The sequence below is a fragment of the Acidisphaera sp. L21 genome (assembly GCF_009765685.1).
Taxonomy (GTDB): Bacteria; Pseudomonadota; Alphaproteobacteria; order Acetobacterales; family Acetobacteraceae; genus LMUY01.
In genome coordinates, this window is the sequence record NZ_LMUY01000131.1 from 31729 (window position 1) to 40222 (window position 8494).

The 8494-nt window shown below is 59.9% G+C and carries 13 protein-coding genes; 5 read left to right on the plus strand and 8 right to left on the minus strand.

Going from position 1 to position 8494, the window contains the following annotated elements; translation table 11 throughout:
• From GSQ76_RS32140 to GSQ76_RS24290, 3 genes are all read left to right on the plus strand, one after another.
• A partial coding sequence (locus tag GSQ76_RS32140; protein ID WP_272482689.1) for an amino acid permease C-terminal domain-containing protein occupies positions 1–244 on the plus strand: 244 nt, incomplete at its 5' end.
• Between the two features lie 490 nt (positions 245–734).
• Positions 735–965, plus strand: coding sequence for a type II toxin-antitoxin system Phd/YefM family antitoxin (locus tag GSQ76_RS24285; protein WP_254070611.1), 231 nt, complete (start codon positions 735–737; stop codon positions 963–965).
• Positions 962–1351, plus strand: a complete 390-nt coding sequence (locus GSQ76_RS24290; protein WP_158746684.1) for a type II toxin-antitoxin system VapC family toxin — start codon at positions 962–964, stop codon at positions 1349–1351. The genes GSQ76_RS24285 and GSQ76_RS24290 overlap by 4 nt, the downstream gene beginning before the upstream one ends.
• A 25-nt stretch (positions 1352–1376) precedes the next feature.
• Here the strand turns inward: GSQ76_RS24290 and GSQ76_RS24295 are convergent, their stop codons facing one another.
• Positions 1377–2159, minus strand: a complete 783-nt coding sequence (locus GSQ76_RS24295) for an SDR family oxidoreductase (RefSeq protein ID WP_158746685.1) — start codon at positions 2157–2159, stop codon at positions 1377–1379.
• Positions 2160–2544: 385 nt separating this feature from the next.
• Here GSQ76_RS24295 and GSQ76_RS24300 point away from each other — a divergent pair, with 385 nt between their 5' ends.
• Positions 2545–3402, plus strand: coding sequence for a dienelactone hydrolase family protein (locus tag GSQ76_RS24300; RefSeq protein WP_158746686.1), 858 nt, complete (start codon positions 2545–2547; stop codon positions 3400–3402).
• Positions 3403–3523: 121 nt separating this feature from the next.
• Here GSQ76_RS24300 and GSQ76_RS24305 read toward each other — a convergent pair whose 3' ends face one another.
• The 6 genes from GSQ76_RS24305 to GSQ76_RS24330 all read right to left on the minus strand — a co-directional run bounded on the left by GSQ76_RS24305 (position 3524) and on the right by GSQ76_RS24330 (position 7009).
• Entirely contained in the window at positions 3524–4111 is a 588-nt protein-coding gene (locus tag GSQ76_RS24305) for a hypothetical protein (protein ID WP_216851276.1), read from the minus strand.
• Between the two features lie 150 nt (positions 4112–4261).
• Positions 4262–4594 (minus strand): hypothetical protein, encoded by a 333-nt coding sequence (locus GSQ76_RS24310; RefSeq protein ID WP_158746688.1) that lies wholly within the window; start codon positions 4592–4594, stop codon positions 4262–4264.
• 93 nt (positions 4595–4687) lie between these two features.
• Entirely contained in the window at positions 4688–4909 is a 222-nt protein-coding gene (locus GSQ76_RS24315) for a hypothetical protein (RefSeq protein WP_158746689.1), read from the minus strand.
• Positions 4910–4974: 65 nt separating this feature from the next.
• Positions 4975–5841 carry a hypothetical protein gene (locus tag GSQ76_RS24320; RefSeq protein WP_158746690.1) on the minus strand — a complete coding sequence of 289 codons (867 nt, stop codon included), beginning with the start codon at positions 5839–5841 and terminating at the stop codon, positions 4975–4977.
• Positions 5842–6024: 183 nt separating this feature from the next.
• Positions 6025–6258, minus strand: a complete 234-nt coding sequence (locus tag GSQ76_RS24325; protein WP_158746691.1) for a DUF2171 domain-containing protein — start codon at positions 6256–6258, stop codon at positions 6025–6027.
• A 334-nt stretch (positions 6259–6592) separates the two neighbouring features.
• Positions 6593–7009: a hypothetical protein gene (locus GSQ76_RS24330; RefSeq protein ID WP_158746692.1), complete on the minus strand. Its 417-nt coding sequence runs from the start codon at positions 7007–7009 to the stop codon at positions 6593–6595.
• An 862-nt stretch (positions 7010–7871) separates the two neighbouring features.
• On the opposite strand from GSQ76_RS24330, the gene GSQ76_RS24335 reads away from it, so the two are divergent.
• Positions 7872–8237, plus strand: a complete 366-nt coding sequence (locus GSQ76_RS24335) for a hypothetical protein (protein WP_158746693.1) — start codon at positions 7872–7874, stop codon at positions 8235–8237.
• A 146-nt stretch (positions 8238–8383) separates the two neighbouring features.
• On the opposite strand, the gene GSQ76_RS32890 is transcribed toward GSQ76_RS24335, so the two are convergent.
• Positions 8384–8494 (minus strand): DUF4214 domain-containing protein (locus GSQ76_RS32890; protein WP_408837208.1); only part of this gene is annotated, 111 nt, incomplete at its 5' end.

Sequence of the window (8494 nt, forward strand, 5' to 3'; positions counted from 1 at the left end):
CTTGGTGCTTCGCATGCGGGAACCAGACCAGTCGCGGGACTTTCGCGCGCCCGGTGGCCCAGTGGTGCCGCTTCTTGGCGTGGCAATCTGTCTGCTGATGATGGTGTCGCTGCCGGGAACGACTTGGCTACGGCTTGCGGCGTGGTTCGTACTGGGGCTGGCCGTCTACGCAGCATATAGCCATCGTCGCGCCATGGCGGTTCGGACAGCGGCGGCGGCCGAGCCGAAGCTACCGCGAGCGTGATGCGAACTCCACTGCGCGATTGAAGTTAGCGACGAGGTTCCAGACTCGATCGGACTGGAACCCAAGGCCTCGCTCTCATCGAGGTTAACATAGGAGAGATCGCTATGCCGAAGACCGCACACACCAAGGCTGCAGAGTCACACGAAGCCGCCGCCAAGTCGCACCGGACCGCCGCGGAGCACCATGACAAGGGTGACCACGCGAAGGGTGAAGAGCACTCCAAGTCAGCGCACGGCCATTCCGAGACGGCCCACAAGGCTTCGAGCGATGCCCATGGGAAGAGTGGCGAGCACGCTAAGTCGAAGGCTAAGTAGCAAAGGGCGCCCGCGCATTGCGGGCGCCTATTACCTCTTGCAGGTAGACCAGACCTGCAGGAAGCGACCTGAGCGGTTGAACCTTCGTTGACAGCTTGGCCGCGAGTGTGTACACACGTGGTGTCTACATCGGAGCCGATGCCATGGTAGAGCATGATAAGAGCGCTCCACGTGCCATGAAGCGGGTCGGCGTTCGTGAATTCCGAGGAAATTTTGCGGGCTTCATGCGTGAGGTCCGCTACGGCTCGTCGTTCATCGTCACGTCGCGCGACGAAGTGGTCGCGATCATCCAGCCACCTCAACCGCCGCCTCGTCGACAGCCCGGTGCTCTACGTGGAAAGATCCAGCTGCCGCCAGACTTCGACACGCTGCCGCCTGACGTCCTAGACGCCATGGAGGGGAATTGAGGCTCCTCCTCGACACGCATGCCCTCCTTTGGTGGCTGTCAGACGATGCTCAACTCGGTTCATATGCACGGGAGCTGATTGCCGACCCGGCGAACGAGATATTGGTGTCGGTCGTCTCGCTCTGGGAAATCCAGGTAAAGGTTCGGGTTGGTAAGCTGGCGGCGGACATGCGGGACATCCTCAACGAGATCGAGGCGCAGGCGCTCGACCTGCTGCCGATCGACCTGGCGCACCTCCTATGCCTAGCCGCCCTGCCGGCTCACCACAGGGATCCGTTCGATCATCTGCTCATCGCTCAAGCTATCACGGAAGGGGCGACCTTCATGTCGGAGGACCGTCATATCCCGGAATACCAGGTGCCCTTCTTGACCTGCTCGGGCAGCTAAGTGTTCAGGTCCGACGCAGCAAGAGTTACATCACCGGCGACAAATTCCCATCGACGTTGATCGCCGTTCCCGTGACGTAGCCGGCCGCATCCGAAGCCAGGAAGCATGCGACATTGGCGAATTCCTCCGCCGTGCCGACACGGCCCATTGGGATGCCGGTGCCCATCCCGGCAAGAAAATCGTCGTAGGATTGGTTGGTCTGCGTTTGGGCGTGCCGGCGGGCCCACTGGTCGCTCTCGATCAAACCGACATGCAAAGAGTTGACCAGGATGTTGTGGCTAGCGCCCTCGCCCGCCAGCACTTTGGTGAGGGCCATACCGGCCGCCCGTGACACGGCGGTGGGGGCGCCTCCGGCCTTTGGTGCTTTCGCGCCGATATTCAGAACGTTGATGATCCGGCCCCAGCGGCGTTCCACCATCTGCGGCCAGATCAGCCGGGCCAAACGGATGGCGGCAAAGAGCTTGAGGTCGAGATCGGCCTGCCACACCTCATCGGTAATGGTCGTAAAGGCGCCGGTCTGCGATGTCCCAGCGTTGTTCACCAAGATATCGACCCGGCCTAACCCGGCCATGACTTCGCCGTAGGCCCGCGCGACCTCCTGCGGATTCGACACATCACACGATACGGCTAGGACACGACCGCGCGCCCTGGTTCGGACCACCGCGTGCGCTGCTTCCAGCACGTCCGGCCGACGCGCCAGCAGCGCGACATCGGCGCCACTGGCCGCCATGCGGGTCGCGATCGCCAATCCGAGGCCTTTGCTACCACCCGTGATCACGGCCGCACGACCGTCTAGCTTGATTTCCATATCCGCTCCATCATTCGATCGTCTGCCAAGGACCTGGCGATATTCCGGCGCCGCGCGACGCGGCCAACACTCTCGGCAGCAACCCGCCAAGTCGCAAGGCCCTTCGCTGTTTCAAGCGTGAATGCAGCTTCGCCGGTCGATGAAGTCGCGGCAGTCCCAGCGTGCCGGAGTAAGATAATGCAGACGCACGCTCGACTTTCCCAACGGGCGAAGCCTCCCGTGAATGGCTGGCCAAGATCGCTGAGGCTGGAACATGAACAGGAAGTAATTTCCACCTGTCGGGGAATAAATCAACTGCAAACGCGTCCATGGTGTCGAGACATGATGCGGCTGCTCCACGGTGGCCGTTCAAGTGAATGCGTGGCCATTGTAACAGGAGTAGAACATGAACGAGCTTGCCGGGTTGACTCGCTTTCCACTAGCGCGCCGCGGGTTCGTCATGAGTAGCCTGATCAGCGGATTTACGCTCGCCACCACACGCGTCGATGCCCAGGCAATTCAGACCGACACAGCCGGGCTAGACGCAGGTGAGACGAAGATCACCACCAGTGACAGCCAGCTACCCGCCTACTATGCCCGGCCACAAGGCGCGGGGCCATTTCCAACGGTCCTGGTGGTGGAAGAAATATTCGGTGTCCATGAATACATCAAGGATATCTGCCGCCGGCTTGCCAAGCAGGGTTTCCTCGCCGTCGCGACGGAGTACTACGCGCGGTTAGGTGAGTTGCAGGACATGACCAGTGCCATGCAGCTTGATGGCCAGATCATCAGCCGGGCACCCGATGGTCTGTTGATGAGCGACATGGACTCAACTGCCGAATGGGCCGCCAGCAATCATGGCGACCCTGCACGGCTATCGATCATCGGTTTCTGCCGCGGTGGCCGCAATGTGTGGTTGTATGCTGCCCATAACCCGAAGTTGAAGGCGGCCGTTGCATTCTATGGCCCGATGGGTGGCGCGCCGACAGCGATCCAGCCCAAGGGTCCGTTGGACGTAGCAGGGCAGATCAAGTGTCCAATCCTCGGCCTATATGCAGGAACCAAGGACCCCAGCAGCAGCCCGGAGCAGATTAAGCAAGCCGAAGCCGCTGCCAAGAGCACCGGACTGGACGCCCAAATCATCGTCTACCCGGATGCCGCGCACGGCTTCCACGCAGATTACCGTCCTAGCTACAACAAGACAGATGCCGATGATGCCTGGACGCGCATGCTGGCATGGCTGCGCACACATAAAGCGGGCTAGATGTGATCGTTTAAATCCGTAAACTCGTTATCGGCTGCGCAAACACATCGTCCTGCGCAGCCGAGACTAGCGAATGTCTATCACCGCGATCAGCCGGAATTGAGACGATGACGGAAGTGGATTAGAATGGCAGCTTCATGCCATTCTTTCCGATATTGATCCTGCTGGCATCCAGCGTGCCGTTGGCTTCCTTCGTCGGGATAACCGTGACGTTGGCGCCGGGCACGAGCAGGCTGAGCGTCCCTGGTTCGTAGGATACGATCGGAACATCGGTCGGCACGGTGATTTTCTTTTCTCCGTCAGACCCATACTTCACCGTCAGGGTGCGTCCATCACTACCCGCGATTGTGCCAACGGTGCCGTTGGTCATCGAGCTTTGAGGCGCGATATCCATCGGGCGGTTACCCTCTCCAGATCCACGCATGCTTTCGGCAAAAATATGAACCTCAAGCGCTTTCAGCGTGCCGTCTGGCTGAGCGACTGCGGCGGACCCGATAAAGCTACCCGGCTTTACATCGGCCAGCGTGGTATTCGAGACGATCGTCACCCGCGCGTCATCTGGCACCGCCAAGGTGATATTCTGGCCGCCGCGTTCGGTGATGACAAGGCTTTTGCCGCTGAATGATGCAATAGTTCCACGCACGCGGGTAGACATCGACTGCGCATTGGCTGATCCGGCAAGAGCCACAACCAGTCCGAGACTTAACATTACTCTCATGTAACCTGCTTTCCGAAGCCTATGCCAACAATGGCACGGTTGATAGCAGTGGGAAAGAAACTTTGCCTGCGCCTAACCTGGTCATTTAGGCGTTTCATACACGCCAAGACTCGCCTCAGCCCGTCATCGCCACTGCCATTTCTACGGGCTGAGCACGCGAAGTGCGATGTGGCCATTCAACTGGGATACCTCGAACTCGACATGCTTCCAACGCTGCTCGGTCAAATCGATTCCGCCGCGCAGAGGAGTGCTATCCGCCTCGCATTGATAGGGAAATGCAAAGAATTGACCTCGTAGGAGGTGCGCGTTGGAAATGACGAGGCCGTCATTGTCCTGATCGTGAGGGATGACCTTGGCCAGCATGTCGGTCACGCTTCCCCGACCGCAGCGGTCGCGCAAATGCACCATCCCGAACCACAGCAATCCACCAACACCCAGCCCAACTGGTACCGCAATCGCTATCCAAAATTTCATGCACCGGCTTCTTGAGTTGGGGTGGCTTACCGAAGTCCTCGTTTGCTCGTGTTGGACGAGAACTGCGCAGATCCGACGGAGGCCCTATCCCACCTACGGGATTGGCAAAAATGGCCCAAGCAGCATCACCTCTGACGTATCGAGGATGATATCACCGCTTGAATTTGCAGCCATGCTTCGAAGCGCCTGGATTTTAACGTGATCCAGTTTTCCCTGTTGCAACGACATAGCCGGTCCCTGCTCCTGCGTTGGGTTTTCGATCCATTTGTTGCAAGCGGCGAGGATCACAGTCCGAACGAAGGGCGCCGTTGCCATAGAACTCTCCTGGGCCGTCATCGGCCAGCATGGCACCATAACACAGTGGGACTAAACAACCGCGCCTAGGTGAGCGACGTAGCCGGAGCCGCAGCGCTGCCGGCGAACTCGGCCGCGTCGATGTCGGCTGCCGTAAATCCGCGGTTCACATCCAGCCCGGTCATGTGCCAATCGTGCACCGGAAGGGGTATCGGGCGGATGAGGCGTTCGTGGAACCTGGTGGGCCAGCGCACGCCGTGCAGCGTGACATGGCCCCAAGTATCGACCTCGGCGACGGCGCCCCGGGTCGAGTCCAGCCCATCCAGCGTGAACCGCACCCGGCGCATCAGCCGCTCCTGCCGGTCGATGAACACGGTGAGTTGGTCGGTGCGGGACAGTCCCAATCCTGGCGTCAATCGAAGCTGTATGACGTCACATTCATGCTGTTGATCACCCACGGTAATCCGCTGCGGGGGCGCCGGCTGCATCGCCGCCTGGCGATCTGCAGCCCATGCCGCCACCAGCAGAATTGGGCCACAGAGGAAGAGGGTGTAACCGTCGGCGACCAACGCAGCCGCGTTACGTCGATTACCGTCGCGGGTCTCCTGGCCATTAAGCCAGACACGTACCCCGCCTGCCTTGGCGGCGGCCGTACGGCGGACGACCTGCTTGCGCCCTTTCGGGCCCGTGTAGGCTTGCGCCACCAGATGCCCTCGCGGCAGCAATCGCTCCTGCGAATGCCCGCGGAAGCCGGCATCAACCAAGTCCGGCTGCAAAGTGTTCACCAACGCGCGCCATTCGCCGGCGTAGCTCACGCTCACGTCGGTCAACGTTTCGTAGGCATGCACACCATGGGCTGCAGCGCTGGCTCGCAGCAGCGTCATGGACTGGAGGCTGATTGCGCCGTCCGCCACCGCCGGGAACGACGCGGCGCAACCCTCCAAGGCCGGCAATGCGAGCGCTGCTAACAACACACGGCGGGGGAAGAGCTGCATAGCAGCCATAAGCGGCCGGCCACTGATTGGTTGCAACCGTTGCGAAGAGTCATGGCCGGCCGTCGGTGCATAGGCAGGCGGTAAGAATGCAACGAGTGGGGGTGAATGCTAGCGCTCTACTTCCGAACTCACGGTCCGCAGTTACTCGGCGTCTTCCTCAAAGCCGATCGCGACATCGGCATTGGCCGACAGTCGAACGACGCCATCTTCCACTTCTGCCACAAGGCTAGCTGCGATGTAGTGATGTTTGTCATCAACCGAGTCTTGCTTGGTGAGCTTGATCCTGTTGCCATCTACGTGATCAACAACCCCAACATGGATCCCGTCAGCCCCGATGACCTGGGCATGCTCCTTGATTGTACTCGCGTCTATCATGGTCACTCCTTGTTTCAACCGCGTTCCCAACGCGCCAGCACGGCCTTTAGCACCGCCGCGATAATCATTATGCGGCAATACCCGAGTGCCACGAGGCGGGCTTGGATCTGAATGACGCATCCAAACGGCGTTTTGACGCGGCTCCACCATTTGAGTGGCCGTCATGAAAGTTGGGGCGTGAAGGACCCGGCTGTGTTTGAAGCACTAGGGGCAGCCTGTGGCCAAGGAGGGATGTATGCAGCGAAGTCAAACCGGCGTTGAGCCGTCGTAGGAGAGTAACGGACACCGCAAAGGCCCGGCGTAAGGGCTTTCACCCAAATCCACCGATGCCGGGTCAATAAGGGATCAGAAAATCGCCCTGTTCACATTCCTGACGCTCAAGCATTCCACGCTCCGATAAGCGCACTTCCCACCCGCCGTCGGCGCACGGCTTCTCGAGAACGCGCTCCTCAATCAGGGTCGTTCCTGTGTCGAGCAGTTCATGTAGGAGGCGGCTATACTTCCCCGCGCCATCCATCCAGCCCCCGTCAGCGGGCAGCGCGCGCAACAGCGATGTCACACTCGTGGCGACCCTGGGCTCAAAGGGCTGGGCAATCGCTTCGCACGTTTTCTGGCACTCCTCAATCAGAGCGCGCGTCTCGTTGATGGTCGCGTGGGTGATCGCCCGCTGGCCGATGGCGGACGCAATCAGATGCTGAGCTTGCGCCAGGATGGCTCGCGGGCAGATGGCCTCTTTAGGCGATCGACTCATCCAACCGCGCTCCCACGATGATTATCCGGAGAGGATAGACCGGACGAATTAACAAAAACTAGTTGGTTTTTTGCAATTGTCTTGTCCTTGGGGCGTAGATGACGACCATCGTTGCGGCGGCCCGGTTCAGCGTTAGCTTGGAGCGAGGTGGCGGCTGGTTACTCCAGTCGCCATCAACCTCGTTGTCTGGCCCAGACAGTGTTCGTTGGGCTCAGCTTGTCTTGCGCTCGGGCCGAGGCGAAGCGGCTGCTCAACCGCAATTATTCCCCTCCGCTGTGTCGCAGAATCCGGTGGGTATCTTGCGCACAAGCATTTCGATATCAATCTCAGCCCCTTTGCGGGCCGACGTCCCGGCTTGCGTCACACAAGGCCCTTCCCTATCCCCTGACATCACCTTTTCCTCGATCGGCTGCGTTTCCTCGCCCAACATAACGCTCATAATCGCGGCATGTAGTCCCGCCCCGGCGGTCCAAGACCGGCCGGCGGGGAGCGACAGGAGCATTTCCATGTGGGCGGCAGACTTCCGAGCGCAGTCATAGGAATGATCGGCATTCGGGCGTAGCGGCGACAAGGGCCTGGGCTCCGGCAATGGGTGAATGTCAACGATACGATCACCCCTTCGGCGAGGATGCGCTCGGCGCATTCCTCACGGTAGGGAGGGTTTGAGGGAGGCATGGCCGACGTCAATCAATCGACACCGTTGCTGCATCGCAGCATTGATCGTTGAATAACTCTTTGAGGCCGTGATTGTCGGCAGCTCGAAAGCCATGCACGATTTGCAGATCTGGGGCGCAGAATCCGCTTGCTCTCATCACATTAACGTGGGATTACATCTATATTACCAAATTGTTAGGAATATAGAATGTTGCGCAAGATCCTCCCCATTGCTGCCTGCACATTGTTGGCTGGGTGCAACATGTACACAGTGCCGGGCACCAGTCCTTCGGCATTGGATGGCAGCTATTCTGGAACGATGTCGGCCCTTCATGCAGCAGCAAATAGCTGCGCATCAACGGCACCGGTGTCGAGCAAGCTCACGGTCGCGAACGGCGCTGTAACATGGCCGGCGTCAGCCTCGCTGACGCTCTACGCGCCTGTGATGCAGGACGGCGCGTTCACTGCACAGAATGGTACAGTGTTCTTGTCTGGCAAGATTACCAATAAGGCCATGGTAGCCCGCGTGAGCACGGGCACGTGCCACTACATCTACGATCTGTCCAAGACCTAAAGCAAAATTCTGCCTGGCCGCACTTGGCTGTCAGGCAGAACCGAGCTGTTTGTGACCCGGCGTCCAAGGCTTGCTACACCTCAGACGCACCTACGGCACCCCAACCGTCTGTTGAAACTCAACGCGCGGGGTTCCCTGAATGGATGTTAGGCCGGCAGGCTGGCATTGTGGGTGAGCGACTCGCTGCTTTCGGCGATCCCGACCAGCACCGCCGCCCGGCTGGTGCCGTTCGCCAGCAACCCGGTCCAGAACGAGCC

Excerpts from the sequence above, each read along its gene's own strand:
- GSQ76_RS24285 (WP_254070611.1), top strand. The coding sequence starts at position 735 with ATGAAGCGGGTCGGCGTTCGTGAATTCCGAGGAAATTTTGCGGGCTTC.
- GSQ76_RS24295 (WP_158746685.1), bottom strand. The coding sequence starts at position 2,159 with ATGGAAATCAAGCTAGACGGTCGTGCGGCCGTGATCACGGGTGGTAGC.
- GSQ76_RS24300 (WP_158746686.1), top strand. The coding sequence starts at position 2,545 with ATGAACGAGCTTGCCGGGTTGACTCGCTTTCCACTAGCGCGCCGCGGG.
- GSQ76_RS24305 (WP_216851276.1), bottom strand. The coding sequence starts at position 4,111 with ATGTTAAGTCTCGGACTGGTTGTGGCTCTTGCCGGATCAGCCAATGCG.
- GSQ76_RS24310 (WP_158746688.1), bottom strand. The coding sequence starts at position 4,594 with ATGAAATTTTGGATAGCGATTGCGGTACCAGTTGGGCTGGGTGTTGGT.
- GSQ76_RS24315 (WP_158746689.1), bottom strand. The coding sequence starts at position 4,909 with ATGGCAACGGCGCCCTTCGTTCGGACTGTGATCCTCGCCGCTTGCAAC.
- GSQ76_RS24325 (WP_158746691.1), bottom strand. The coding sequence starts at position 6,258 with ATGATAGACGCGAGTACAATCAAGGAGCATGCCCAGGTCATCGGGGCT.
- GSQ76_RS24330 (WP_158746692.1), bottom strand. The coding sequence starts at position 7,009 with ATGAGTCGATCGCCTAAAGAGGCCATCTGCCCGCGAGCCATCCTGGCG.
- GSQ76_RS24335 (WP_158746693.1), top strand. The coding sequence starts at position 7,872 with ATGTTGCGCAAGATCCTCCCCATTGCTGCCTGCACATTGTTGGCTGGG.